Raw genomic sequence first — 26,373 nt, 5'->3', positions numbered from 1 at the left:
CTGGACCTGGAAGCGAACGAGCTTTAACGCGCTTTGGTCGGCAAATACGTGGATACCGATGGCCGGTTTGAGGTTAGCTGGAAAGGCCGACCCTGCCCTACAGGGTCTTTGATATGGATCAGCGGGTCACTCATGCTGCCGTCTGGCCCTTGTCAAAGAGATGCAGGAGAAAGCACCGCCAAAGCCCAAGGTGCGGACCAATTCCGAGAAGATGGGGTATAAGCCCAGGCCTCGTAAAAAGGAATTGTCGGAGGCGGTGACCGGCAAGCGAATGACGGCAACGCGGACTTCTCAGATTTAGTCGAAACTGCAAGTTCCTTGGAACGACTTAACTGTAGGGATAACGTCGTCATCGGCTTGTTGCACCGTCAGAGTGGCTGGAGGATTGTCTGGATCAAACCCTATAGGGTGCGGTCGGAAAAAGTTTCTATGAATGGCTAGAGTATACACACCTCTAGTACCCATATTACTCGAAACAGCAATGCTCGGAGAATGACTATGGCCCCAGAGAGGGGTTACTCTGTGGATCTCCAACTCATTGATTTTTAGCTTAATATCCTCTCCGATGGTTCTAAGAACTGCGTGAACCTCTTCACCTTCTGAGCCCTTTAAGTAGCACCTGATGACGGTTTCGTTCGGAGAGTTTTGCTCTCCATACGCAGGCGAAAAGGCAAGGCCAGCCAGGAAAAACAGCAAACTAACTGACCAAACCTGAAGAAGTCGCACAGTCATCTACCTGCTCGTTGCATCACAGCTTTCGAAGCTAACATATGCCCATATCCTGAGGCCATCCAATTTGAGCTCAAGCCAGCAATTCGAGATTGAATGCATACCACCGCGTCACTTTTCACCCGCAAGGCTTTTCAGCCCTTCGGTATTTGAGGTCTCCGGGCTGCCAAGCCTTGTTCCTGTTGCGCTATGCGGTGACAGTCCTGCTTTGCGCGGCCAGTGGCATTTCTGAATGGGGTTTACAATCTAAACCCCTAGAAACCGGTCCGCCACTTCTGCCGGCAGTTCGCCGATGCCACCGCCCCAAGCATTGCTGCCCTTGTTCAGGATCACCGCACGGTCTGCAATAGCCGACAGCTCCTTCAGCGACTTGTCCACCACCAGAATGGCCAGCCCCGCCTCACGCTTGAGGCGCCCAATCGCGGCCCAGATCTCCTGCCGGACCACAGGCGCCAAACCTTCGGTTGCCTCGTCCAGGATCAGCAGACGCGGGTTGGTCATCAGGGCGCGGCTTATGGTCAGCATCTGCTGCTCGCCGCCCGACAACGATCCGGCTTTCTGGCTTCGCCGTTCCTCCAGCCGCGGAAACAGCTCTGCTGCTTTCTTGAAATCCCACGGGCCAGGGCGTGCTGCAGCCGTCAGGTTTTCCTCAACCGTCAGCGGCGCAAAGCAGCGCCGTCCTTCGGGCACCAGCCCGATACCCAGCCGGGCAATCTTGTATGAGGGCAGCCGGCGCAGGTCGTGGCCGTCAAACCGCAGCTCTCCCTTGGTGGCTGCAAGCATGCCGCAAATTGTCTTGATGGTGGTGGATTTGCCCATGCCGTTGCGGCCCATCAACGCCACCACTTCGCCCTCGGCGAGTTCCAGATCGACCCCGAACAGCGCCTGCGCCGGGCCGTAGGCGGCTTCAACCCCTTGTAAAGACAGCAGGCTCATGCGGCGTCCTCCTCTCCCAGATAGGCACGGCGCACATCGGCATTGGCGCGGATGTCATCGGCGGTGCCGGTTGCGATGATCTGGCCGTAAACCAGCACGCTGATCCGGTCGGCCAAGGTAAAAACCGCGTCCATGTCGTGTTCCACCAAAAGGATCGGCGCCTCCTGCCGCAAGCCGTCAAGGAAGCCGGTCAGCGCCTTGGAGCCTGCGGACCCAAGCCCGGCCATCGGCTCATCCATCAGGAACAATTTTGGCTGCAGCGTCAGCGCCACGGCGACCTCCAACTGGCGGCGCTGGCCGTGCGACAGGTCGGCAGTGCGGCGATGCGCGTCCTGTACCAGCCCGACCCGCTCCAGCGCGTCGCCTGCCTGCTCCAGAAGCTCCGGATCCTTCATCACGTTGCGAAAGAACCGGAACGGACCGCCCCTGCCCCCCAAAGCGCCCAGCACAGCGTTCTGCAGGACGCTGTAGTCCATCGCCAGCGCCGAGATCTGGAACGTCCGCCCCAGCCCCATCCGCGCCCGCGCAACGGTATTCAGCGCAGTCACATCCCGCCCCAGCAGCTCCACCGCGCCGCTGTCGGGCTGCAGGTTGCCCGCAATTTGCTTGATCAGGGTGGACTTTCCCGCGCCATTGGGGCCGATCAGCGCGTGGATTTCGCCCGCCCGCAGGTCCAGCGACACATCGCGGCTCGCCTGCAGCGCGCCAAAGCTCTTGTTCAGGCACCTGGTTTTCAGAACCGTTTCAGCCATGCGCCTTCTCCCGTCCGGCAATGGCTCCGATCAGCCCGCCGCGGGCAAACAGCACGATCAGAAGCAGCAAAACGCCCAGGAAGATCTGCCAGTAATCGCTGATCCCGCCCAGAAGATGCTCCAAGAGGATGTACAGCGCAGCGCCCGCCACCGGACCGTACAGCCGCCCGACACCGCCAAGGATCACAAAAATCATGATCTCGCCGCTGGTGTGCCAGCTGAGCATGGTGGGGCTGACGAACCGGTTCAGATCGGCAAACAGCGCCCCTGCCAGCCCGGTGACAGCACCGGAAATCACAAAGGCGGTCAGCCGCAGGGTAAAGGGCGTGAGGCCCACTGCCTCCACCCGGTCCTCGTTCTGGCGCGCGGCGGCCAGTGCCAGCCCAAAGGGTGAGCGCGCAAGCCGGGCGGCAAAAAACAGCGCGCCGCACAGGATCACATAGGCAATGGCAAAGAACTGGATCGGGTCCAATGTGTTCAGGCCCGGGAAGTCATTCCTGACCCAGATCGACAGCCCGTCCTCGCCGCCATAGGCGCTCCAGCTGATCGCGAAGTAATACAGCATCTGGCCGAACGCCAAGGTGATCATGATGAAATAGACGCCCGAAGTGCGCAAAGACAGTGCGCCGATCACCAGCGCCGCAAGCGCGCTGAACACCACCGCCACCAGCCAGATCAGCGGCATCTGGTTGCTGCCTTCAAACAGGAACGGCCAGTCAAACAGCGGCTCATAGTTCTGCGCATGGGCGGCAAGGATGCCCATGGCATAGCCGCCAATGCCGAAAAACGCCGCATGGCCCAGGCTGATCAGCCCGCCCTGCCCCAGCGCGATGTTCAGCCCCACCCCGGCCAGCGCCAGGATCGCAGCCTTGGTTGCCAGGGTGATGATGAACGGCTCATCCAGGCTCCACGCTGCCAGCGGCACAATCAGCAGCGCCGCAATCATTGCCCAGTTCAGCAGGGTTTCGCGGGTCAGCATCATGCGCTCCCTCCATAAAGGCCCGAGGGGCGCACCAGCAGAACCGCCGCCATCAGAATGTAGATCAGCATCGAGGCCAGCGACGCACCCGCCGAGGCCGCACTGGCAGGCTCCATGAACAGGGTGAAAAGCCGCGGCAGGAACACCCCGCCCAGCGTGTCGGTCATCCCCACCAGCAGCGCGCCGGCCAATGCGCCCTTGATCGAACCGATACCGCCGATGACGATCACCACAAAGGCCAGGATCAGCACCGGCTCGCCCATGCCGACCTGCACCGATTGGATCGCGCCCACCAGCGCGCCGGCCAGACCGGCCAGTGCGGCGCCAAGGGCAAACACCAGCGTGTAGAGTTTGGAGATATCGACACCAAGGGCGGCAATCATCTCGCGGTCGGCTTCGCCTGCGCGGATCTGGATGCCAATTCGCGTGCGGGCGATCAGCAGGAACAGGCCCGCGGCGATGGCCAGCCCAATCAGGATGATCGCCAGCCGGTACAGCGGGTATTCAATGCCGCCCGGCAGGGTAACCGGCCCCGACAGATAAGACGGAACATCCAGAAACAGCGGGAAAGATCCGAACAGCCAGCGGGTGCCTTCGGAAAAGATCAGGATCAGCGCAAATGTCGCCAGCACCTGATCCAGATGGTCGCGCCGGTACAGGCGGCGGATCACCACCAGCTCCATCAGCGCCCCGGCTGCGGCCGCAGCGGCAAGGCTGGCGATCAGCGCCAGCAGGAACGAGCCGGTCCAGCCCGCCACCGCGGCAGCTGCAAAGGCGCCCACCATGTAAAGCGAACCATGGGCCAGATTGATCAGCCCCATCACCCCGAACACCAGCGTCAGCCCGGCGGCCATCAGAAACAGCATGACGCCGAACTGCAGCCCGTTCAGGATCTGCTCCAGAACTAGAATATAGGTCATTTGAATTTCCGAAGGGGTAGTTTTGCCGCGGCGGAGGCGCTGTAGCGCCTCCGCTTGACGGTCTGTCTTACATCTTGCACTCGCCGGCGTAAGCGTCGGCGTGGTCGCTCAGCCCGGTGGCGATGATCTTGTTGGTAAAGACATCACCTTCCTTGATCACTTCGCGGACATAGATGTCCTGCACCGGGTGATGGTTGTCACCGAATTTGAAATCGCCGCGGACCGATGCGAACTCTGCCGCCTTCAGTGCTGCGCGGAAGGCATCCGCATCGGAGGCCTCAGCCTTGTTCAATGCGCTCAGGATCAGGTTGGCGGTATCAAAGCCCTGGCTGGCATAAAGCGAGGGCAGACGGCCGTATTTTTCCTGAAAAGTCGCGACAAAACCGGCATTGGCCGCGTTGTCGATGTCCTTGTTCCACTGCGAGGTGTTTTTGACCCCCAGCGCGGCGTCGCCCACCGCCTGCAGGATGCCCTGATCAAACGAGAACGCAGGACCAACCACCGGCAGGTCCACACCGCTGCCAGCGTATTGTTTCAGGAAGGAAATCCCCATGCCGCCGGGCAGGAAGAAATAGACCGAGTCGGCACCGGAGGCGCGGATCTGCGCGATCTCAGCAGCATAGTCGGTCTGACCCAGCTTGGTATAAATCTCACCGGCCAGTTCACCGCCGTACATCCGTTTGTAGCCGGTCAGCGCGTCCTTGCCCGCCGGGTAGTTCGGCGCCAGAATGAAGCTGTTTTTCAGATCTGCCTCATTGGCATAGGCACCCGCGGCCTCGTGCAGGTTGTCGTTCTGCCAGGCGACGTTGAAGTAGTTCGGATGGCAGCGCTTGCCCGCCAGCGCCGACGGTCCGGCGTTCGGCGACAGGTAGAACACACCCTGCGCAGTGGCAGCGGGCACCACCGCCATCGCCAGGTTGGACCAGATGATGCCGGTCAGGATATCCACCTTTTCGGACTGGATCATCCGGTCAGCGATCTGCACCGCGGCATCGGGTTTGCGCTGATCGTCCTCGATCACCACCTCGACACCGTCGCGGCCGTCCTGTTCGATTGCCAGCATAAAGCCGTCGCGCACGTCCACACCCAGCCCCGCGCCGCCGCCGGACAATGTGGTGATCATGCCGATCTTGGTGTCAGCCTGGGCCGCAGCCGCCAGCGCCGGGACTGCTGCTGCCATGGCGAGCATCCGAATGGTCTTCATTACGTCTTTCCTCCCAGAACATACCCTGGACCGAAGCCAGGGTTTTGGATCAAATGCTTGCGACTTTAACGCCGCCCCGGCAGAAGCCAAGACCCGCTGCAGCCTGCATCTCCCCGGCTGATCTTCCGCCAGCCCTTGATACGAGCCTACGCAGGCTTGAAGATTTATTTCAAGTATAAAATATATAGGGCAACAATGTTGTCCTGCCGGTCGGGAACCGTTCCGAAAACCGGACCCGGGCTGCGAGGGGCCAGCCCCTCGCGCTCCCCGGAGTATTTCGTGAAAGATGAAGAAGGGCCGGCAGGACCGTGCTGCGCGCCTAGGTCAGCCCGGTCCAAAGTAGGCCGCCAAATGGTCGATCAAGGCGCGGATCCGCGCCGTCAGATGGCGGCTGGGCGGGTAAACAGCGTAGAGCGTGATCGGGTCGGTTTCCTGTTTTTCGAACAGCACTTGCAGTCTGCCGTCCTGCAGAAACGGCAGTGCAGTATAGTGCGGGCAACGGGCAATCCCCAGGCCGCTGGACGCCATATGGGCCACCGCACGCGGTGAATTGGCGCGAAAGCTGCCGCCGACAATTATGGTACGCTGCCGGTCCTTGCGGCCAAAGGTCCAGGCATCCGGCTGCGGCGAGGTCATCTGCAGCAGGCAGTTGTGGGTGGCCAGTGTTTCAGGTTCGGCGGGGGTGCCCTGTGCCGCCAGATTGGCCGGCGACGCCACCACCACCAGCCGCATGGCGCAGAGTTTTCGGGCCACCAGCGTCGAACCCTTGAGGGTTCCAAAACGGACCGCCAGATCCACCCCCTCCTCCAAGATAGGCAGATGGCGGTCGGACAGAACCAGCTCAACCGTCACTTTGGGGTGCATCTGCTGGAACGGCTGCAGCGCTTCGACCAGCTCGCGGCTGCCAAAGCCGGTGGGGGCGGTGATCCGGACCGGGCCTGCCAGCTCTTGCTGGCGCAGCTGCACCACATCCTCCAGCTCGTCGAACTGATCCAGCAGCGGCAGGCAGCGCTCCAGATAGGCGCGGCCCGTGTCGGTCAGCGTCACCTTGCGGGTGGTGCGGTTCAGCAGCTGTGCACCCAGCTGCTCCTCCAGCCGGGCGACATATTTGCTGGCCAGTTTGGTGCTGATCCCCAGCTGCAAGGCACCGCTGGTAAAGGAGCTTTGCGCCGCAACCGCCGCAAAGGTGCGCATGCAGTCCAATTTGTCCATCACGTCTCCCCCGGCGCGGCGTTTTATGAACCCTGCATACACAATCAATCGCCAAAAGAGAATATTATCGCCTATGCCTGCGGCCGCTATCTTGCCTGTGTCTTCAACACCTCATGGCACATGCCACAGAAAAGGACCCCGAAACATGTCGCATTCCATCCGCATTCACAGCTTCCCCCTCTCCGGCCACGCCCACCGGGTGGAGCTGTTCGCCAATCTTGCCGGCATCGCCCACGAGGTGATCAACGTCGACCTCGCAGGCGGCGAACACAAGCAGCCCGCCTTCCTGGCGCTGAACCCTGCCGGCCAGGTCCCGGTGATTGAGGACGGCAGCACCGTCATCACCGATTCCAACGCCATTCTGGTCTATCTCGCCCGCAAATACGCGCCGTCCTGGCTGCCGTCCGATCCGGTTCTGGAAGCGGAAGTGCAGAAGTTCCTGACCTTGGCCGCGGGCGAAATTGCCTTTGGACCCGCTGCAGCGCGGCTGATCACCGTCTTCAACGCAGCCCTGGACGCGGAGTTCTGCGCCACCGTCGCCGCCCGTGTGCTGGGCAAGATCGATGCCCATATGGAAGGCCGCAGCTTCCTGGCCGGCGACGCCCCCACAATCGCCGACGTGGCGGTCTACTCTTATGTGGCACACGCGCCCGAGGGCGGTATCTCGCTGGAACCCTACCCGAATGTGCGCGCCCATCTGGCCCGCATCGAAGGTCTGAAAGGTTTCAAGCCGATGCCCGCCACCAAGGTTGGCCTCGCGGCCTGACCCCTTGCGCGGCGGCTCCTTTGGCGGCTGCCGCCTCTTTCTTTCAGCAAACAGGAGGTTTCCATGACTCCCTTTGACGCAGACAGCCCCTCTCCCTTTCATGAGGGCGAGCAGGAAATGCAGCGCCGAGCGGGCAAGCGCGACGCAATGGAAGCCTTCGCCCGCCGGGTGATCCGCCCCTTTATGCCCGATCAGCACCGGAAATTTTATGCGCAGCTGCCGTTCCTTGCGGCAGGCGCGGTGGATCATCAGGGCTGGCCCTGGGCAAGTCTGCTGAGCGGCCCGCCCGGCTTTGCCGCAACGCCGGATGCGCGGCATCTGCATGTTTCGCTGAGCGGCGGCACAGGGGATCCTGTCCATGCCGCCATCCGCAAAGGTGCTCCCTTGGGGCTGTTGGGGATCGAGCTGCACAGCCGCCGCCGCAACCGGGTCAACGGCCGGGTCATTGCTGCCGCGCGCAACGGGTTTACCCTGCGGGTCGATCAGTCCTTTGGCAATTGCCCGCAATACATCCAGCTGCGGGACTTGAAGCCGGCAGAGCCGCAGCCGCCTGCCAAGCCGCAGCGCTTTGACAGTTTTGACAGCGCCCATACTGCGCTGATTTCCGATGCCGACATGTTCTTTGCCGCCAGCCATGTGCCTGCAGCGGATCACCCTGAACGCGAAGGCGTCGATGTCTCGCACCGGGGCGGGCGGCCCGGCTTTGTCCGCATCGACGGCAACACCCTCACCATCCCCGACTTTCCCGGCAACAACCATTTCAACACGCTGGGAAACTTCCTGCTGAACCCGCGCGCGGGCCTGGCGTTTGCGGATTTTACCACCGGCAGCCTGCTGCTGCTGACCGGCACGGTTGAACTGCTGGGCGAAGACCACCCGGATGTCACCGCCTTTCACGGCGCCGAGCGCGGCTGGCGCTTCACCCTGCGCCAAGGCGTCTGGCTGGAGGGCGCTCTGCCCTTCCGCGCCGAACGCGGTGATTTTTCACCCAACTCAGGTTTGACGGATACCTGGGCCGAGGCCGAGGCCCGCAAAACCCTGGAAACACAGCGCAGCACCTGGCGCCGCTTCCGGATTGCGCGTGTCGAACAGGAAAGCACCTCAATCCGCTCCTTTTACCTGCAACCGGAGGATGGCGGCCCGCTGCTGCCGTTTGAGGCTGGCCAGTTCCTGACCCTCCGCGCCACGCCGCCCGGCGCTCAAAAACCGCTGTTGCGGACTTACACCGTGTCTTCTGCACCAGGCGAAGGCCCCTATCGTATCTCGGTCAAACGCGAGGAGAACGGCACCGTGTCCCGCCTGCTGCATGACGCCCTGCAGCCGGGTTCGGTGATTGAGGCCAAAGCCCCGCGGGGCGCGTTCTTTCTGGATGCCTCAGACCGGCGTCCTGCACTTTTGGTCGCAGGCGGCGTTGGGATCACCCCGATGATCGCCATGGCCCGGCATGTTCTCCGCGAGGGGCTGCGCACCCGGCATCTGCGCCCGCTCACCATCCTGCACGCGGCCCGCACAGTGCAGGAGCGCGCTTTTGCCCGCGAATTCCGTGCATTAGAGCAGGCCTCTGGCGGGCAGATCCCCTATTTCTCCCTGATCAGCACGCCTGCAAAGGGCGAAACCGAGGGCCGGGATTTCGATCTGGAAGGCCGGGTCAATGCTGAAGTTTTGCAACAGCTGCTGCCGCAGGAAGGGGCTGATATCTATCTCTGCGGTCCCGGCGGGTTTATGCAAGCCGCCTATGACGGCCTCCTCAGTCTTGGGGTTGATGACGCGGACATCCACGCCGAGGCGTTCGGGCCGTCCGCCTTGGCGCGCACTGCAGATGCCCCGCCTGTCCCTGAAACCGTGCCAGAAACGGAAACCGCCATTGTCCGCTTCACCAGATCCGGATTTGAACAACCATGGACCCCTGCAGACGGCACCCTGCTGGAACTGGCTGAAAACCATGGCCTGACGCCCGAATTCAGCTGCCGATCCGGCAAGTGCGGCAGCTGCAGCACCCGGCTGCAGGCAGGCAAGCTCGCCTACCGAACCCCGCCTTCTGCCGAACCTGTGGAGGGTGAAGCTCTGATCTGCTGTGCCGTCCCTGCCACTGGTGCAATCGAACTGGATTTGTGACCCGGCCCCGCTCCTGACCCCGCTGCGCACGATTTCTCTGGACAAGACTGTCCAGGATCGCCGATCAATTGGACAGGAATGTCCAAAAGGCGGATTCGGGGGGGCCCGGCCCCGCGGCAGCAGACAAGGAGCAAGCCCATGAAATCGCACTATCGTGCCGTTGTTATCGGGGGCGGCGTTGTCGGCGCCTCGGTCCTTTATCACCTGGCGAAATTCGGCTGGACCGACGTTTGCCTGATCGAGCGTTCGGTGCTGACCGCCGGGTCCAGCTGGCACGCCGCGGGCGGGTTTCATGCGTTGAACGCCGACCCGAACATCGCCTCGTTGCAGGCCTACACAATTGACCTGTTGTCCGAGATCGAACAGGAATCCGGCCAATCCGTCGGCATGCATATGACCGGCGGCATGACCCTGGCAGGCACCCCGGACCGCTGGGAATGGCTGCAATCGGCCTACCGCACCTTCCAATCCATCGGCATTGACGATTGCCGCCTGATCACCCCGCAAGAGGCGGGTGAGCTGTGTCCGATCATGTCCACCGAAGGCATCCTCGGCGGCATGTGGGCCGACCGCGAGGGGTACGTGGACACCACCGGCACCGTGCACGCCTATGCGGGTGCTGCCAAGAAACGCGGCGCGGAAGTGATTGAGAACAACCGGGTGCTGGAACTGCATCAGGTGGACGATGGCTGGCAGATCGTCACCGAAAAAGGCACCATTCACGCCGAACATGTGGTCAACGCCGCCGGTCTTTGGGCCAAACAGGTGGGGCGCATGGCGGGCGTAGACCTGCCGGTCTCGCCGCTGAACCACCACTATCTGATCTCCGACACCATTCCCGCACTGGAACAGCTCGATTTCGAGGTGCCGATGACCGTCGACCTCGAAGGTTTCACCTATATGCGGCAGGATCAGAAGGGCATTCTGCTGGGTATTTACGAGATCGACCATCAGCATTGGATGATGGACGGCGCGCCTTGGGAGTATGGCTTTGAGCTGCAGCAGGAAGACCCTGACCGGATTGAACGTGAGCTGACGCTGGGGTTTGAGCGCTACCCGGCGCTGCAAACCACCGGCGTCAAAACCTGGGTCAACGGCGCCTTCACCTTTGCCCCCGACGGCAACCCGCTGGTCGGCCCGGTGCGCGGCAAGCCCGGCTACTGGTGCGCCTGCGGCGTGATGGCGGGCTTCCTGCAGGGCGGCGGCGTCGGCAAATCGCTGGCTGAGTGGATGATCCATGGCGAGCCGGAGGCCGATGTGTTCGGCATGGATGTGGCGCGATTCGGCGACTACGCCCAGAACAAGCGGTTCATCAAGGAGACCACCGGCCAGTTCTACACCCGCCGCTTCGTGATGACCTACCCGAACGAGCAATTGCCCGCAGGCCGCCCGCTGAAGAAGGCCCCCGCCTATTCGGACATGACCCGCGCAGGCTGCCGCTGGGGCGCCAGCTACGGGCTGGAAATCCCGCTGTACTTTGCTCCGTCGGAAGACTTCACCGAAACCCCGACCCTGAAACGCTCCAATGCCTTCGGCATCGTCGCCCAGGAATGCAAGGCGGTGCGCGAGGCCGTGGGACTGTTGGACATCTCCGCCTTCTCCCGTTTCGAGGTCTCGGGTACGGGCGCCGAGGCCTGGCTCAACCGCATCATGGCCTCGAAACTGCCCAAGCCGGGCCGCGCCAAACTGGCGCCGATGCTGTCGCCCGACGGCCGCCTCAAGGGCGACCTCACGGTGTTCAACTGGGGCGGCGGAACATGGTGGATCATGGGCAGCTACTACCTGCGCGAATGGCACATGCGCTGGTTCCAGGATCACATGGGCGAAGGGGTCGAAATCCGCGACGTGACCGATGCCGTCACCGGCTTCAGCCTGTCGGGGCCAAACAGCCGCAAAGTCTTGGAAAAACTGACAGACGCCCCCATCGCCGACCTGCCGTTCATGGGCTGCGGCACCTTCGACATCGGCATGCTGCGTCTCAAGGTTGGCCGCCTCTCGGTCGCGGGTGAACTGGGCTATGAGCTCCACTGCTCCGCTGCCGAGCACATCACCCTGCGCGAGACCCTGCTGACGGCTGGCGCGGACCTGGGGCTGCGCGAAGTCGGTTTCAACGCGCTGCTTAGCCTGCGGCTGGAGAAAAGCTTTGGCATCTGGAGCGCCGAATTCACCCAAGGCTACACCGCCGCGCAGACCGGCATGGACCGCTGGATCGACTGGCACAAGGACTTCATCGGCCGCGAGGCCGCGCAGAAGGAACGCGAGGCAGGTGGCCCCGCACAGGTCGTTGTGACGCTGGAAGTCGAGGCGACGGACGCAGACGCCAGCGGTTACGAACCGGTTTGGCGGAACGGCAAACGCGTCGGATTTGTCACCTCCGGCGGCCATGGCCACAGCACCGGAAAATCGCTGGCAATGGCAATGGTGGACCGCGATGCGGCGGCGGAAGGCACTGACTTGACCCTGCACATCGTCGGCCAGGAACGCGCCGCCCGGGTGATTGCCCCTTCCCCCTACGACCCCTCCGGCACAGCGATGAGAGGCTGACCCGATGACCCTTGAGAACGAAGGCAATACCCGCGGGCGCCGCCGGACCCGCAAAACCGCAGCCGGGGCCGCGCCGCAGCGCAATGTGAATTACCGCCAGCTGAAAAACCCATTTCCGCTGATGGAGGTATTCCCGGAGCATCAGATCGCGGACATGCACGAAACCGCGCTGAAGATGCTCGAGGAACTGGGCATGAAGGTGCTGTTGCCCGAGGCGCGCCGGATCTATGCCAAGGGCGGTGCCCGCGTCGATGAAGACAGCCAGATGGTCTATATCGGCCGCGACATCATCGAGGCGGCGCTGGCCACCGCGCCCCGCTCAATCATCTGCCGGGCCGGGGCGCGGGAGCGCGACATCACGCTGGAGCTGGGCAGCCTGGTGTTTCAGGCCGGTGCAGGCGCGCCCAATGCCACCGATCTGGAGCGCGGACGCCGCCCCGGATCAGCGCAGGATTACCTGGAATATCTGCAGCTTACCCATCACTTCGACGTCTTTCACATGATCTCCCCCCAGGTGGAGCCGCAGGACGTGCCGATGCATCTGCGCCACTATTTCACCACCGAGGCACAGATGACGCGCACCGACAAGTTCCCCTTCATCTTCTCACGCGGGACGCCGCAGGTGATGGATTGTTTCGAGATGATCCGCGATTTCCGCGGGCTGTCGGATGCGGAATTCCGGTCTGAGCCGCGCTGCTACACCATCATAAACACCAACAGCCCGCGCACGCTGGACATTCCGATGGCGCAGGGGCTGATCGACTTTGCACGGCACAGCCAGGTTTCGATCATCACGCCGTTCACCCTGATGGGGGCCATGGCGCCGATCACCGTCGCGGGCGCCATCACCCTCAGCCATGCCGAGGTGCTGGCGGCCCTGACCCTGACCCAGCTGACCAACCCCGGCGCGCCGGTCTGTTATGGCACCTTTACCTCCAACGTGGACATGAAATCAGGCGCGCCTGCGTTCGGCACCCCGTCGCATTTCCAGGCGTCCTTGGCGGCAGGCCAGCTGGCGCGGCACCTCGGGCTTCCATGGCGCTCTGCCGCAGGGTCCGCGTCAAACTGCAACGACGTGCAGGCGGCCAATGAAAACCAGATGGGGCTCTGGGGCTGTCTGATGGCGGGTGCCACCGTGATCATCCACTCGGCCGGCTGGCTCGAAGGCGGGCTTTCGGTCTCCTACGAGAAACTGATAACCGACGCCGAAGTCCTCAACATGATTGCCGAGCTTTGCGCAGGCGCCCAGGCCGGAACGGACGAAATCGGCTACGGCACTGCGATCAAAGAGGTGGAGCCAAGCGGCCATTTCTTTGCCACTCCCCAGACCATGGCGCGCTATAATACAGAATTCTACGAACCCGTGGTGCATGACTATGCCAATTTCGGCACCTGGAGCGAGCGCGGGGCATTGGACGCCAACCAACGCGCAACCCGGGTCTGGAAGGACATCCTGGCCCATGATAACCGGCCCAAGACTGACGACACCCGCGTTGAGGCTTTGAAAAGCTTCATCGCCAAGCGCACCGCCCAGGGCGGCGCACCGCCGGAGAGCTGACATGGCCAAACGCGCCGCCCCGGTGCTGCACCGGGATAACCCGGACAAGGAACCCCTAAGCGGCCATGTCAAAGTGACGCCCGAGGACTGGCTGAACGTGGCCCGCGACCTGCTGATCAGCGACGGGGTGGCGGGGGTCAAGGTGCTGGCCATCGGTGAGCGGCTGGGGGTCTCGCGCTCCAGCTTCTACTGGTATTTCAAAAGCCGCAAGCACCTGCTGGAGGCGCTGCTGGACGATTGGGAGACCCGCAACACCGATCCGATCCTTACCCATTGCGAATTGCCGGCCGGCAATATTTCCTGGGCGGTCTGCAATTTCTTCCGCTGTTTTGTCGATCCGGAGCTGTTCGACGCGTCGCTGGACTTTGCGGTCCGCGAATGGTCGCGGCGCGACGGCAACGTGCGTAACCGGATCGATGCGGCGGATGCGCTGCGGCTGGAGGCGGTCACCGCCATGTTCATGCGCCACGGGTATGCGCCGTATGAGGCCGATTCCCGCGCCCGGATCCTGTATTTCATGCAATGCGGCTACCACGCGCTGGAGGTGCGCGAACCGATGCAGGCCCGCACCGCGCGGCTGGAAGGGTATCTGCTGGGATTCACCGGGGCAGAGCCTGATCCGGAGGCGGTCGCAGCCGCCCGGGCCTTTGCCGAGGGTAAGATGGCCCCCTGACACCCCGGCGCCTGCGGCAATGGCAGGAGCGAGGGGCCGGCCCCTCGCGCTCCCCGGGGTATTTCCGGCCAGAAAGAAGCAGCGCCTGCAATCTCAGCGCCGGTTGTGGAAGATGAAGCCGATGAAATTCAACAAGAGCTGTGCGGCCAGAATCTGAGTGCTTTCCGAAGGGTCATAGGCTGGGGCCACTTCCACCAGGTCGATACCGGCAACATCGCCGCGTTTGCTGAGACCCTGCAGGATCTCCAGCACGTCGTAATACTGGAAACCGCCATGGCTTGGCGTGCCGGTGCCCGGCGCGATCGACGGACAGAAGGCGTCGATGTCAATGGTGACGTAATAGCGGGCACCTTCGGGGATGCGCGCCAGCACCGCATCCGTCCCCAGCTTGCGCACCTGGCGAACCGACAGAATGTCCGAGCCGCGCGCCCGTGCGTCAGTATACCCTTCGCGGGCGGTGGAGGACACATTGCGAATGCCCAGCTGGGTCATGCCGGAGACATAATCCTTTTCGATCGCACGGCGCATCGGGTTGCCGTGCCCGTCCGTAACCCCATGACGTACATCGACAAAATCCAGATGCGCGTCGATCTGCACCACATGGATCGGGCCATTTCCGGCGCAGTCTGCGGCGTAGGCGCTGATGCAGGGAATGTTGATCGAATGATCGCCGCCGATCGTGACGGGCAAGGCGCCGGCCGCCAGGATCTTCTTCACGCCGTATTCGATATTGGCGTGGCTTTCCTCAGTCTTGGTGTGGATGATGTCAGCATCGCCCAGATCGACGATCCGCACATCTTCGCCCAGGTAGGTGGCGTCATCTTCGTGGTCGTAAGCGCCGGCATGGCCGAAGCTGAACAGCGTCGAGGCCTCGCGCACTGCGCGCGGGCCGAAACGCGCGCCCGGGCGGAACTGGCAGCCGGAATCAAACGGCGCGCCAAGGATGGCGACGTCAGCGTTTATGCTGTCCCAATCCTCGACATAGGGTTTCTTGCCGAAGGTGGCGATGCCGACAAAGGGCAGGTTCAGGCGGCCGGCTTCGTAACCGTGTCCAGACATATGTGTCTCCATTTGCGGGTCCGGCGGCACCTCAGCACAGATCACTGTATGAAAAAATATTATGCTGTTTATCTTCACATGAAAGACTATCATGCAATGCCTGCAGGACCGCCGGGGAGGAACAGGCACGTGAAACTGCTGCGCAACACGCTGCTGGAAACTTTTGTCACCGTGACCGACTGCGGCGGGTTCTCCGATGCGCAATATGCGTTGGGGATCACCCAATCCGCCATCAGCATCCGCATCCGCGATCTGGAAACCGCGCTCGGCTACCGGGTGTGCGAGCGCGGCCGCGGCGGGTTCCGGCTGACGGAACGCGGCGCCATCGCCTATCAGAAGGCCCGCAGCATCCTGCGCAGCGCCCGCGATTTCGACGCCGAACTGCTGGAACTGCGCGATGCGGTCACCGGCGATCTGCGCATCGGCGTGGTCGATGCCGTGAGCAGCCTGCCCGGCCTCAATCTGGCCCAGGCCCTGCGGCGTTTTCTGGCCCGCCCGAACGAGGTGCGGCTGGAAATCGTTGTCGCCTCTCCTGCTGGATTGACCCAGCAGCTGATATCAGGCGCGCTGAATCTGGCCATTGCGCCGTTTCGCAACCAGGTCACGGACCTGTCCTATGAGCCGCTGTGCCGCGAAGAGCACCGGCTTTATTGCGGCCGGGACCACCCTTTGTTCACTGCGCCGGATGCGTTGATCAACCCGCAGGAGATCGCCAGGTATCCGCACTGCCAGCGCTCATATGACAGGCCTGTCTCTCCCGGTCTTGACCGCCCGGATCCAACTGCATTGGCCGCGAATATGGAAGCGATGGCGATGCTGATCGAGACCGGGCAGTATCTGGGTCCGCTGCCGGTGCATTTCGCGGAAAGCCGGGTCAAGGCAGGCCGGTTCCGGGAGCTGGCACACCCGCAGTTGCGCTGGCAGTCCGCCTTTTCGCTTGCCGTCCGGCGCAGTCAGGTCCAGCGGCGCGCGGTGGAACTGTTTGGCCAGGATATGCGCGACGCCTGCAGTGCGGCCCTGTAAAGCCCGAAGGGCCGGGCCAGACACATGACGCGCCGCCGCGGCCCAGCCGCCCGAGCCAAAGTGCAGCTCGGCATCCACTTGATCCGGCGCCTCGGATCTGGCCCAGCAGCAGCAGCCGCGCCCGCAGGCTGGACAAGGTTCCCCCCATTGCCGCACTATCCGGGTATTGGCCGTTTCGTGCGGAACCATTGCGCAATAGCGCGCGTTCTCCTTTGCGACAGCAATCTGCCTGTCTCTGCGGCTCCAAAGGAAGTGATCACCCCGTGAATGCAATGCCCGGTACAAGGACGCATTCTATAACGACAAAAGCCAGGCACGCGGATCCAACCGCACCGCCAAGCCCCTGAAGGAGCGACGGAAAACATGTCCCAGATATCCAGCACCGTACTGGCGCTGCTCGAATTCCTGTCTTATGCGTTTATCTTTGCCTTCGGCGCCGGCGTTTTGTGGCTGGTGGTGATCTACATCCGCGACAAGACCCAGACCGACAGCACATTGCGCCGCAATTACCCGGTGGTGGCCCGTTTCCGTTATTTCTTCGAACATATGGGGGAGTTTTTCCGGCAGTATTTCTTTGCCCTGGACCGCGAGGAGATGCCATTCAACCGGGCCGAACGCTCCTGGGCGTACCGCGCGGCCAAGAATGTGGATTCCACCGTCGCCTTCGGCTCCACCCGCGATCTGCGCCCGGCGGGCACGGTCTATTTCGCCAACTGCCCCTTCCCGGCGCTGGAGCAGGACGCCAGGGATCCAGCGGCTGTCACTATCGGGCCCTATGCCCGCACGCCGTATACCACCGCGTCGATCTTCAACATTTCCGGCATGAGCTTTGGCGCCATTTCCGTTCCTGCCGTGCGGGCGCTGTCGCATGGCGCCAAAAAGGCGGGCATCTGGCTGAACACCGGCGAGGGCGGATTGTCGCCCTATCACCTGGAGGGCGGCGCCGACATCGTGTTCCAGATCGGCACCGGTAAATTCGGCGTGCGCAAGCCCGGGGGCGGCTTTGACGAGGATAAGCTGCGTGCGGTCGCGGCGCATGACTGCGTGCGTATGTTCGAACTCAAGCTCAGCCAGGGCGCCAAACCGGGCAAGGGCGGCATCCTGCCCGGCGCCAAGGTGACCGAGGAAATCGCCGCCATCCGCGGCCTTACCCCGGGCGAGGACGCCATCAGCCCCAACCGCCATCCCGAGGTCGACTGCGTCGGCGATCTGCTGGACATGATCGCCTATTTGCGCGACGTGACCGGCAAGCCGGTGGGCTTCAAGGCGGTGGTCGGCGCCTATGGGTTTGTCGAAGGGCTGTGCCAGGAAATCCTGTCGCGCGGTGTTGAAAGCGCGCCGGACTTCATCACCATCGACAGCGCCGATGGCGGCACCGGCGCCGCCCCGATGAGCCTGATCGACAATATGGGCATGCCCCTGCGCGAAAGCCTGCCGCTGACGGTGGACATCCTGACCCGCTACGGGTTGCGCGGCCGCATCAAGGTCTGCGCCAGCGGCAAGCTGATCAACCCGTCCGAGGTTGCCTGGGCGTTCTGCGCCGGGGCGGATTTCGTCAATTCCGCACGCGGTTTCATGTTTGCGCTTGGCTGCATCCAGGCGCTGCAATGCAACAAGAACACCTGCCCCACCGGCATCACCACCCATGACCCCAAATTGCAGTTCGGCCTGGATCCTGCCAGCAAATCCGAACGCGTCGCCTATTACGCCAAAAACATGGTTAAGGAGGTCGGCATTCTCGCCCACAGCTGCGGCGTTGCCGAACCGCGGCTGCTGAAACGCTATCACGCCAGGATTGTGATGGATAACGGCCGCTCTGTCTCGATGGAGGAGCTGTTTCCGGTGCCGGAACAGAAACACGCAGCGGAGTAACTTCATCCGCCGTCAACACCACATTCAACGAACAGGAGCCCTCATGCCTGACTCTCATTCTGCACCCCATGGGCCGGTCAAAGCCTCGGACCTTCTTGTCGCCGCGCTGGAGGCTGAAGGTGTCAAGTATGTCTTTGCCGTTCCGGGCGAAGAAAACCTTGACCTGCTGGAATCCCTGCGTCCCTCATCGATCGAACTGGTGCTGACCCGGCATGAACAAGGCGCCGCCTTCATGGCCGCAACCTATGGCCGTCTCACCGGCAAGGCGGGCGTCTGCATGGCGACGCTTGGCCCCGGCGCCACCAACCTGGCCACCCCTGCCGCTTATGCCCATCTGGGCGGCATGCCGCTGATCATGATCACCGGCCAGAAGCCGATCAAGAAATCGAAACAGGGCCAGTTCCAGATCATTGACGTGGTCAGCCTGTTCGATCCGATTTGCAAGATGTCCAAGCAGATCGTGCACGGCAACACCATCCCGGCGCTGATCCGCGAGGCCTTCCGCACCGCGCAGGAGGAACGCCCCGGTGCCGTGCTGCTGGAACTGCCCGAGGATATCGCCGCCGAAGACACCGATACCACGGTCCTGCAGCCGCATCCCCGCCATTACGCGGTGGCCGGCGACGCGGTGCTGAACGAGGCGGCAGAGATGATCCGCAATGCCAAAATGCCGCTGCTGCTGCTGGGGGCCGGGGCCAACCGGCGCAAGGCGCGTTCAGCCCTGTGCGATTTTGCGGATCTGACCCGGATCCCCTTCTTCAACACCCAGATGGGCAAGGGGGTGATCGACGAACGCTCGGACCTGTTCCTGGGCACTGCCGCGCTGTCTGATGGTGATTATCTGCACTGCGCCATAGACCGCGCCGATCTGATCATCAACGTCGGCCACGATGTGGTCGAAAAACCGCCCTTCTTCATGGAGCACGGCGGCACCAAGGTGATCCATGTGAACTATAAGGCGGCGCAGGTCGATCAAGTCTATTTCCCGCAGGTGGAGGTGGTCGGCGATCTGGAACAATCCATCAACCGGCTGGGGGAAATTCTGGGCGGGCCGCTGGAGTTTGACCGCGGCTATTTCCAGCGCATCAAGAAAGAGACCGACCAGCATATCGCCGAAGGTGCCGATGACCCGCGCTTTCCCATCATCCCGCAGCGGCTGGTCGCGGACACCCGCAAGGTGATGGATGACTGCGATATCATTGCGCTCGACAATGGCATCTACAAGATCTGGTACGCCCGCAACTACAAGGCTTATCAGCCCAACACCGTGCTTCTGGACAACGCGCTGGCGACCATGGGGGCGGGCCTGCCCTCGGCAATGATGGCCGCGCAGCTGAACCCGGACCGCCGGGTGATGGCGATCTGCGGCGACGGCGGCTTTATGATGAACAGTCAGGAGCTGGAAACCGCTGTCCGCCTTGGCCTCAACCTCGTGGTGACAGTGCTGAACGACAGCTCATACGGCATGATCCGCTGGAAGCAGGCGCACGCCGGGTTCGCCGACTGGGGGCTGGAATTCAACAACCCGGATTTTGTCCAGTATGCAAACAGTTACGGCGCTACCGGCCACCGGATCGCGCGCACCGAAGATCTGGTGCCCACGTTTGAGAAAGCCTTTACCGCAGGCGGCGTGCATCTGATCGACGTGCCGGTTGATTACAGCGAAAACCAGCGCGTGCTGATTGATGAGCTGGCCGCAAAGGTCTGCCTGATATGACCAGAACCGTCGAAGTCGTGAACCCCTACAGCCTGGAACGCATCGGCACGGTCGAGACCAGTGATTGGGCGCAGATAGATGCGATGCTGGACACCGCGCATGGGTTGTTCCGCCAGCGGGATGGCTGGCTGCCCGCCTACCAGCGCATTGAAATCCTGCGGAAAACCGCCCGATTGATGGAGGCGCGGTTTGACGAGCTGGCCCTTTTGATCGCCAGCGAAGGCGGCAAGCCGCTGGTGGACGCACGCGTCGAGGTCAAACGCGCCATCGACGGGGTGGAACTGTGCGTGCATGAGACCGGCCAGATGACGGGGCGGGAAATCCCGATGGACCTGACCGCGGCAGGCGCAGGCCGCATCGCCTTTACCCAGCGCGAGCCGATCGGCGTCGTGGTGGCTGCCAGCGCCTTTAACCACCCGCTGAACCTGATCGTGCATCAGGTCGCCCCCGCCGTGGCCACAGGCTGCCCGGTGATTGTGAAACCGGCGCAGGACACGCCGCTGTCGTGCCAGACCTTTGTTGCCATGCTGCATGAGGCCGGGCTGCCGCAGGACTGGTGCCGTTCAGTGGTCTGCAGCAACGACATAGCCGAGAAGATGATCACCGACGCCCGCGCCGGCTTCTTCTCCTTCATCGGCTCTGCCCGTGTGGGCTGGATGCTGCGTTCCAAACTGGCCCCCGGCACCCGCTGCGCGCTGGAACACGGCGGCGCCGCCCCGGTGATCGTGGCCGGGGACGCGGACATTGACGCGATGATCCCGGCGTTGGCCAAGGGCGGTTTCTATCACTCCGGCCAGGTCTGCGTCTCGGTCCAGCGGGTGTTCGCCCCCGCCGCCAAGGCCGAAGAGATCGCGCAGAAACTGGCCAAGGCAGCACAGGCGCTGACGGTCGGCGACGCCACCGACCCGAGCGTCGATTGCGGCCCGCTGATCCGCCCTGCCGAGGTTGACCGGGTCGAGGACTGGGTGAATGAGGCAGTACAGGGTGGCGCCAAGGTCCTGACCGGCGGCAAGCGCCTGGGCGAGACCACCTATGCTCCCACCGTGCTGCTGGACCCGCCCGCGGACGCCCGCGTCTCGCAACAGGAAATCTTCGGCCCGGTGATCTGCGTTTACAGCTCCGCCAGCATCCCGCAAGCGATTGAGGTTGCCAACAGCCTGCCGGTCGCGTTTCAGGCGGCGGTCTTTACCAAAAACCTGGACACCGCAATGCAGGCCGTGCGCCAGCTGGACGCCACCGCCGTCATGGTCAATGACCACACGGCGTTCAGGGTTGACTGGATGCCCTTTGCCGGCCGCCGCCAGTCCGGCTACAACACCGGCGGCATCGGTTACACCATGCATGACATGGCCCAGGACAAGATGGCGGTGATCAAGCTGTGATGCCAGCGGGCCGGGATGCCGCAGACCCCGGCCCGGCATGTCTTTTGCATCTGCGGCCTTTCCGCCAGCAGCTCCAGCCGGTATGTCCGCAGCATCTCATGACAGAAAAGGCGTACAGCATGACCATCACCCGTTCCGGCACCACCGCCCGCTCCAGCAAAATCGTCAAGCACAACGGTGTTGCCTATTTCAGCGGCCAAGTGTCCGAAGCAGACACCGCAGCCGAGCAGACCCGCGAAATCCTGTCCAAGGTCGACGCCCTGCTGGCCGAGGCCGGCAGCGACAAGACCCGCCTGCTGCAGACCGTGATCTGGCTGTCGGACATGTCCTACTTCGCCGAGCTGAACGAGGTCTGGAACGCCTGGGTTCCCGAGGGCCACGCCCCGGCGCGTGCCTGCGGCGAGGCCAAATTGGCGCGCGAGATCCTGAAGGTTGAGATCATCGTCACCGCTGCCTGCGACTGATCAAAATTGTCAGCTGACAATTTTTTGCGCCGGGCCTTTCTACAGGCCCGGCGCATTTTCGTATCACCGGCGGGGTCCGCCTCAGGCGCGCAGGTCCTGCACAATACGGGTGCCATCCGGCGCAGCGCCGGCTTCACTGATCGGCGACGCAGACGGATCAGTTTTCAGCGACTTGTAAAGCCCCAATGTCATCGCGATGATCACGAACGAAATCGGGAAGGCCGCAGCAATCGACGCGGTCTGCAGGGCGCCAAGCCCCCCGGCCCACAGCAGCACAATCGCAGTGGCGCCAATGCCCGCGCCCCAGATAATCCGGAACTTCTTGGGCGGGTTGTCGTCGCCCATCGACAGCATGGTGGTGATCACCAGCGTGCCGGAGTCCGCCGAGGTCACAAACCACGAGAACAACAGCAGCGTCGCCAGCGCCGACAGCGGCCAGGCGGTCCAGCTCAGATCCCCCAGCCAGGAAGTGGCGCCCAGATTGCCGATGGTGCCGTACAGCGCCGACGGCAGATCCCAGGCCTGCACGGTGGCAATAACGCCTGCGCCGCCATCGGCACCCGGACCGCCGGCCATGTTCAGCTCCTGCCAGATGGCGTTGCCGCCGAACATGCACAGCCAGAAGAAAGCAATCGCGGTCGGCACGAACAGCACGCCCACCATGAACTCGCGGATGGTGCGCCCGCGCGAGATGCGGGCAATGAACATGCCCACCATCGGCGCCCAGGCAATCCACCAGCCCCAGTAAAAGATGGTCCAGCCGCCCTGCCAGGCGATGTTTTCCTCGGAACTGGCTGTCCAGAACCCCATCGGGATGAAGTTCCAGATGTAATCGCCCAGCGTCGTCACATAGAACCCCAGCAGCCATTTGACCGGCCCGATCACCACAAAGGCCGCAAGCAGGAACATCGACAGCCAGATATTCCATTCGGAAATCAGCCGGATGCCCTTGCCCACGCCGGAAACGGTCGACACGGTTGCAATGATTGTCACGATCACAATCAGCACAATCTTGAGCGTCATAGTCGGCTCCAGCCCGAACAGCACATTAAGGCCGGTGGCCATCTGGCTGGTGCCCAGACCCAGCGATGTCGCAATCCCGAACACCGAACCGAACACCGCCAGCAGGTCCACACAGTGGCCCCAGGGGCCGTAGATCCGTTCACCGATCAGCGGATACAGCGCCGAGCGCATGGTCAGCGGCAGCTTCTTGCGAAAGCCGAAGTAAGCCAGGCACAGGCCGACGATCACGTATAAGGCCCAGCCGTGGAAACCCCAGTGGAAATAAGTCACCCGCATCGCATCAACGGCGCGCTGCATGTTCATTTCCGAATGGCCCTGAAGCTCGGCATGCGGGTTGTTGGGATAGCCCCAGACCGCCGAGTTATCGAAATAAAAGATCGGCTCCGCCACGCCAAAGAACAGGATGCCAATGCCGATCCCGGCCGAGAACAGCATCGCAAACCAGCTGAAGCTGCTGAATTCCGGGCGCGAGTCATCGTCCCCCAGCCGCAGGCTGCCAAACTTCGAGAACATCAGGAAGAAGCAGAAAAACATGATCCCGGCCAGAACCGAGATATAATACCAGCTGAGGCCGCCTTCGATCCAGCCGCGGATGGATTTGTATAATCCGCCTGCAAATTCGACATTCAGGACGGTGAAAATCACAAAGGCGGCGATCATCCCCTTGGCCGCGATGCCCATCCCCGGATGCAAACCGGTAAAGAAACCGGACTTTGCCACCAGGTGGCTGTTGTTGGAATTCCTCTCAGACATTTTGTCCTCCCTTGTCCCTGAACAATTGCCCCCGGCGCTCCTCCGCCGCGGGGGCTGCCCGGTTGCCCGGGCGGCAAATTTCCGGCCCTCCCCAACGGCCATGGTTCGAAATTGCGGGCCGGACCGGGGAGGAGGCCCGGCCCGCAAGAGAAAACCGGCAGCCCGCAAGCCGCCGGTTTTCAATTCAGCCCCGCTGGCCGACGCGGCGCCCCGCGCCCCCGGGCAGCGGCATCCCGGCATGGGCGGCGGCATATGACGCCAGTTTGTCCGCCACGGCCTGCGACGGCAGTGAAGTGCCGCGCGCCGTCAGATCCATGTGCAACAGCAGCGTCTCCACGGTTGCTGCCAGCCGGCCCTCGGGGCCGTGCAGGCGATGGAACAGATGCATCTTCTTGCCGTCGCCCTGCAGCACCTGGGTGGTCACAGTCAGCGCATCGCCTTCGTGCAGCTCATCCAGAAAGCGCACGTGGTTCTCGACCGTGAAATAGCTGCCGCCCGCGGCGATATATTCCGCATCGCAGCCGATCATCTCCATAAAACGGTCAGTCGCCTGGGCCGAGGCCTCGGTGTAATGCGCCTCGTTCATATGGCCGTTGTAGTCGGTCCAGCTCTGCGGCACCGGGCGGCTGACAGTGACCGGCAGATCCGCCGCGTCCGGCACCGGCAGCGCGGCCTCATGGGTGTTGATCACACCGCCCGCTCCGCTGCCGGATTTCTTCAGTGCCCGCATCATGCCGACCAGATTGTCATCCCGCAGACGCTCCAGCTCGCGGATCGGCATATGGCCCGATTGCGCATCCGACTGGCCCGCGATCAGATCCACAAGGTCCTCAGTGAACTCCGGCACGTCCATCAGCTTGGTCCAGGGCCATTCCAGCGCCGGGCCGAACTGGGCCATGAAATGCTTCATGCCTGCCTCGCCGCCGGCAATCCGGTAGGTCTCGAAAAGGCCCATCTGCGCCCACCGCAGGCCAAAGCCCATGCGGATCGACTCGTCCAGCTCTTCGGTGGTGCAGATGCCGTCCTTGATCAGCCACAGCCCCTCGCGCCAGACCGCTTCCAGCAGCCGGTCGGCGATATGGGCGTCGATCTCCTTGCGCACGGTCAGCGGATACATCCCCACTCCGCGCAGCAGGTCCGAGGCCTGCGCGCAAGTGCCCGCATCGCCCACCAGCTCGACCAACGGCAGCAGGTAAACCGGGTTGAACGGATGCGCCACCACGGCGCGGGCACCCGCAGCATTCAGCTCCGAGGGTTTAAAACCGCTGGTAGACGAGCCGATTACCGCGTTCACCGGCGCGTGCGCCTGGATCTGCGCATGGATCCTGTGCTTCAGGTCCAACCGCTCCGGCACGCTCTCCTGGATCCAAGACGCGTCCGCCACGGCTTCGGCCATATCCGCGTGAAAGGTCAGCGCGCCCTCAGGCGGCAAAGCCTTGTCATACAGCGACGGCAGCGCGCGGCGGGCGTTGGCCAGCACCTCGCCGATCTTGCGTTCCGCCTCCGGGTCCGGGTCGAACACCCGCACATTCCAGCCGTTCAGAAGGAACCGCGCGGCCCAGCCGCCACCGATCACCCCGCCGCCGATAATTGCTGCTGTCTTCATCTGATGTCCTCATAAGAACCGCCCGGTTCTTCCTCTTGCCGAAAATATCCTGGGTGTTTGGGGGCTAGCCCCCAATCCGCCCTCTTTGCCGCAACGCAGCGGTGCATAAGCGGTGTACAGGCGGCGCACGCAAAGCACCCCCTGCACCGCCGCCTACTTTGCCACCGGCGCCCGTTTGGTCAGGCCCAGCTTTTCACGCACCGCATCCGGGCCGATGATCCGGGCGCCCAGGCCCTCGATCACGCCTGCCGCACGCTCCACCAGCTGCGCGTTGGTGGCCAGAACGCCTTTTTCCAGAAACAGGTTGTCCTCCAGCCCGACCCGCACATTGCCGCCCGCCAGCACCGCAGCGGCGGCATAAGGCATCTGATCCCTGCCCAAGGAGAACGCCGACCAGGTCCAATCGCCAGGCACGTTGTTGACCATCGCCATAAAGGTGTTGAGGTCATTGGGCGCCCCCCACGGCACCCCCATGCAAAGCTGCACCAGCGCGTTCGGTTCCAGAACTCCCTCTTTTACCAGTTGCTTGGCAAACCACAGATGACCGGTATCAAAGGCCTCGATCTCGGGCTTCACGCCCAGATCGGTCATCATCTGCCCCATCGTGCGCAGCATGCCGGGCGTGTTGGTCATCACGTAATCGGCCTCGGCAAAGTTCATGGTGCCGCAGTCCAGGGTGCAGATTTCCGGCAGGCATTCGGCGATATGGGCCATCCGTTCGGTCGCGCCGATCATATCGGTGGCGGCCTCATTCACCGGGAACGGGCTCTCAACCCCGCCAAAGACAATATCGCCGCCCATGCCCGCGGTCAGGTTCAGCACCACGTCCACCTCGGAATCGCGGATACGGTCGGTCAGCTCCCGGTAAAGCTCAAGTTTCCGGCTCGGCGCGCCGGTTTCCGGGTCGCGCACATGGCAGTGAACTACGGCGGCGCCGGCTTTGGCGGCTGCGATTGCGCTGTCGGCAATCTGCTTGGGCGAACGCGGCACGTGGGGAGATTTATCCTGGGTGCCGCCCGAGCCGGTCACGGCACAGGTGATGAAGACGTCTCGGTTCATGGTCAGGGGCATGATCGGGATCCTTTG

The 26,373-nt window shown here is 63.0% G+C and carries 20 protein-coding genes; 10 read left to right on the top strand and 10 right to left on the bottom strand.

From position 1 onward, the window contains the following. Positions 1–975: 975 nt before the first annotated feature. The 6 genes from L1069_RS11515 to L1069_RS11490 all read right to left on the bottom strand — a co-directional run bounded on the left by L1069_RS11515 (position 976) and on the right by L1069_RS11490 (position 6,732). Positions 976–1,665: an ABC transporter ATP-binding protein gene (locus L1069_RS11515; protein ID WP_237455769.1), complete on the bottom strand. Its 690-nt coding sequence runs from the start codon at positions 1,663–1,665 to the stop codon at positions 976–978. Next, a complete protein-coding gene (locus L1069_RS11510; RefSeq protein ID WP_237455768.1) occupies positions 1,662–2,417 on the bottom strand; it encodes an ABC transporter ATP-binding protein in 756 nt (251 codons plus the stop codon). Before L1069_RS11510 ends, L1069_RS11515 begins: the two co-directional genes overlap by 4 nt. After that, positions 2,410–3,393, bottom strand: coding sequence for a branched-chain amino acid ABC transporter permease (locus L1069_RS11505; protein WP_205877440.1), 984 nt, complete (start codon positions 3,391–3,393; stop codon positions 2,410–2,412). Before L1069_RS11505 ends, L1069_RS11510 begins: the two co-directional genes overlap by 8 nt. 2 nt (positions 3,394–3,395) lie before the next feature. Next, complete coding sequence (locus L1069_RS11500; protein ID WP_129373018.1) at positions 3,396–4,316, bottom strand: branched-chain amino acid ABC transporter permease; 921 nt, start codon at positions 4,314–4,316, stop codon at positions 3,396–3,398. A 67-nt stretch (positions 4,317–4,383) separates the two neighbouring features. Then, positions 4,384–5,520 (bottom strand): ABC transporter substrate-binding protein, encoded by a 1,137-nt coding sequence (locus tag L1069_RS11495; RefSeq protein WP_237455767.1) that lies wholly within the window; start codon positions 5,518–5,520, stop codon positions 4,384–4,386. A gap of 324 nt (positions 5,521–5,844) precedes the next feature. After that, complete coding sequence (locus L1069_RS11490) at positions 5,845–6,732, bottom strand: LysR family transcriptional regulator (protein ID WP_237455766.1); 888 nt, start codon at positions 6,730–6,732, stop codon at positions 5,845–5,847. 145 nt (positions 6,733–6,877) lie between these two features. Between L1069_RS11490 and L1069_RS11485 the strand changes: the two genes are divergently transcribed. The 5 genes from L1069_RS11485 to L1069_RS11465 all read left to right on the top strand — a co-directional run bounded on the left by L1069_RS11485 (position 6,878) and on the right by L1069_RS11465 (position 14,388). After that, positions 6,878–7,498, top strand: coding sequence for a glutathione S-transferase (locus L1069_RS11485; RefSeq protein ID WP_237455765.1), 621 nt, complete (start codon positions 6,878–6,880; stop codon positions 7,496–7,498). 63 nt (positions 7,499–7,561) lie between these two features. Then, positions 7,562–9,613 carry a pyridoxamine 5'-phosphate oxidase family protein gene (locus L1069_RS11480; protein ID WP_237455764.1) on the top strand — a complete coding sequence of 684 codons (2,052 nt, stop codon included), beginning with the start codon at positions 7,562–7,564 and terminating at the stop codon, positions 9,611–9,613. 138 nt (positions 9,614–9,751) lie between these two features. After that, positions 9,752–12,157: an FAD-dependent oxidoreductase gene (locus tag L1069_RS11475; RefSeq protein ID WP_237455763.1), complete on the top strand. Its 2,406-nt coding sequence runs from the start codon at positions 9,752–9,754 to the stop codon at positions 12,155–12,157. 4 nt (positions 12,158–12,161) lie between these two features. Then, entirely contained in the window at positions 12,162–13,715 is a 1,554-nt protein-coding gene (locus tag L1069_RS11470; RefSeq protein ID WP_237455762.1) for a trimethylamine methyltransferase family protein, read from the top strand. A gap of 1 nt (position 13,716) precedes the next feature. Further along, positions 13,717–14,388 carry a TetR/AcrR family transcriptional regulator gene (locus tag L1069_RS11465; RefSeq protein ID WP_237455761.1) on the top strand — a complete coding sequence of 224 codons (672 nt, stop codon included), beginning with the start codon at positions 13,717–13,719 and terminating at the stop codon, positions 14,386–14,388. A gap of 93 nt (positions 14,389–14,481) precedes the next feature. On the opposite strand, the gene speB is transcribed toward L1069_RS11465, so the two are convergent. Continuing rightward, positions 14,482–15,447, bottom strand: a complete 966-nt coding sequence (gene speB / locus L1069_RS11460) for an agmatinase (protein ID WP_237455760.1) — start codon at positions 15,445–15,447, stop codon at positions 14,482–14,484. Positions 15,448–15,576: 129 nt separating this feature from the next. Here speB and L1069_RS11455 point away from each other — a divergent pair, with 129 nt between their 5' ends. The 5 genes from L1069_RS11455 to L1069_RS11435 all read left to right on the top strand — a co-directional run bounded on the left by L1069_RS11455 (position 15,577) and on the right by L1069_RS11435 (position 21,905). Then, positions 15,577–16,470, top strand: coding sequence for a LysR substrate-binding domain-containing protein (locus tag L1069_RS11455; protein ID WP_237455759.1), 894 nt, complete (start codon positions 15,577–15,579; stop codon positions 16,468–16,470). A gap of 363 nt (positions 16,471–16,833) precedes the next feature. Then, entirely contained in the window at positions 16,834–18,342 is a 1,509-nt protein-coding gene (locus tag L1069_RS11450; RefSeq protein ID WP_237455758.1) for an FMN-binding glutamate synthase family protein, read from the top strand. 43 nt (positions 18,343–18,385) lie between these two features. After that, the gene (locus L1069_RS11445; protein WP_237455757.1) at positions 18,386–20,059 is read left to right on the top strand and encodes an acetolactate synthase large subunit; all 1,674 of its coding nucleotides are present in this window, start codon (positions 18,386–18,388) and stop codon (positions 20,057–20,059) included. After that, positions 20,056–21,441 carry an aldehyde dehydrogenase family protein gene (locus L1069_RS11440; RefSeq protein ID WP_237455756.1) on the top strand — a complete coding sequence of 462 codons (1,386 nt, stop codon included), beginning with the start codon at positions 20,056–20,058 and terminating at the stop codon, positions 21,439–21,441. Before L1069_RS11445 ends, L1069_RS11440 begins: the two co-directional genes overlap by 4 nt. A gap of 119 nt (positions 21,442–21,560) precedes the next feature. Then, positions 21,561–21,905, top strand: a complete 345-nt coding sequence (locus tag L1069_RS11435; RefSeq protein ID WP_237455755.1) for a RidA family protein — start codon at positions 21,561–21,563, stop codon at positions 21,903–21,905. 81 nt (positions 21,906–21,986) lie between these two features. On the opposite strand, the gene L1069_RS11430 is transcribed toward L1069_RS11435, so the two are convergent. The 3 genes from L1069_RS11430 to L1069_RS11420 form a co-directional block, all read right to left on the bottom strand. Next, positions 21,987–23,681 carry a BCCT family transporter gene (locus tag L1069_RS11430; RefSeq protein WP_134831563.1) on the bottom strand — a complete coding sequence of 565 codons (1,695 nt, stop codon included), beginning with the start codon at positions 23,679–23,681 and terminating at the stop codon, positions 21,987–21,989. A 184-nt stretch (positions 23,682–23,865) separates the two neighbouring features. Continuing rightward, positions 23,866–25,287, bottom strand: a complete 1,422-nt coding sequence (locus L1069_RS11425) for a carnitine 3-dehydrogenase (protein WP_237455754.1) — start codon at positions 25,285–25,287, stop codon at positions 23,866–23,868. Between the two features lie 153 nt (positions 25,288–25,440). Next, positions 25,441–26,358 (bottom strand): 3-keto-5-aminohexanoate cleavage protein, encoded by a 918-nt coding sequence (locus L1069_RS11420; RefSeq protein WP_237455753.1) that lies wholly within the window; start codon positions 26,356–26,358, stop codon positions 25,441–25,443. Between the last annotated feature and the right edge of the window lie 15 nt (positions 26,359–26,373).

Source organism: Leisingera sp. MMG026, from assembly GCF_021654205.1.
Lineage (GTDB): Bacteria > Pseudomonadota > Alphaproteobacteria > Rhodobacterales > Rhodobacteraceae > Leisingera.
This window is presented reverse-complemented; position numbering and strand designations above follow the sequence as displayed.

Excerpts from the sequence above, each read along its gene's own strand:
- L1069_RS11515 (WP_237455769.1), bottom strand. The coding sequence starts at position 1,665 with ATGAGCCTGCTGTCTTTACAAGGGGTTGAAGCCGCCTACGGCCCGGCG.
- L1069_RS11510 (WP_237455768.1), bottom strand. The coding sequence starts at position 2,417 with ATGGCTGAAACGGTTCTGAAAACCAGGTGCCTGAACAAGAGCTTTGGC.
- L1069_RS11500 (WP_129373018.1), bottom strand. The coding sequence starts at position 4,316 with ATGACCTATATTCTAGTTCTGGAGCAGATCCTGAACGGGCTGCAGTTC.
- L1069_RS11495 (WP_237455767.1), bottom strand. The coding sequence starts at position 5,520 with ATGAAGACCATTCGGATGCTCGCCATGGCAGCAGCAGTCCCGGCGCTG.
- L1069_RS11490 (WP_237455766.1), bottom strand. The coding sequence starts at position 6,732 with ATGGACAAATTGGACTGCATGCGCACCTTTGCGGCGGTTGCGGCGCAA.
- L1069_RS11485 (WP_237455765.1), top strand. The coding sequence starts at position 6,878 with ATGTCGCATTCCATCCGCATTCACAGCTTCCCCCTCTCCGGCCACGCC.
- L1069_RS11480 (WP_237455764.1), top strand. The coding sequence starts at position 7,562 with ATGACTCCCTTTGACGCAGACAGCCCCTCTCCCTTTCATGAGGGCGAG.
- L1069_RS11475 (WP_237455763.1), top strand. The coding sequence starts at position 9,752 with ATGAAATCGCACTATCGTGCCGTTGTTATCGGGGGCGGCGTTGTCGGC.
- L1069_RS11470 (WP_237455762.1), top strand. The coding sequence starts at position 12,162 with ATGACCCTTGAGAACGAAGGCAATACCCGCGGGCGCCGCCGGACCCGC.
- L1069_RS11465 (WP_237455761.1), top strand. The coding sequence starts at position 13,717 with ATGGCCAAACGCGCCGCCCCGGTGCTGCACCGGGATAACCCGGACAAG.
- speB (WP_237455760.1), bottom strand. The coding sequence starts at position 15,447 with ATGTCTGGACACGGTTACGAAGCCGGCCGCCTGAACCTGCCCTTTGTC.
- L1069_RS11450 (WP_237455758.1), top strand. The coding sequence starts at position 16,834 with ATGTCCCAGATATCCAGCACCGTACTGGCGCTGCTCGAATTCCTGTCT.
- L1069_RS11445 (WP_237455757.1), top strand. The coding sequence starts at position 18,386 with ATGCCTGACTCTCATTCTGCACCCCATGGGCCGGTCAAAGCCTCGGAC.
- L1069_RS11440 (WP_237455756.1), top strand. The coding sequence starts at position 20,056 with ATGACCAGAACCGTCGAAGTCGTGAACCCCTACAGCCTGGAACGCATC.
- L1069_RS11435 (WP_237455755.1), top strand. The coding sequence starts at position 21,561 with ATGACCATCACCCGTTCCGGCACCACCGCCCGCTCCAGCAAAATCGTC.
- L1069_RS11430 (WP_134831563.1), bottom strand. The coding sequence starts at position 23,681 with ATGTCTGAGAGGAATTCCAACAACAGCCACCTGGTGGCAAAGTCCGGT.
- L1069_RS11425 (WP_237455754.1), bottom strand. The coding sequence starts at position 25,287 with ATGAAGACAGCAGCAATTATCGGCGGCGGGGTGATCGGTGGCGGCTGG.
- L1069_RS11420 (WP_237455753.1), bottom strand. The coding sequence starts at position 26,358 with ATGCCCCTGACCATGAACCGAGACGTCTTCATCACCTGTGCCGTGACC.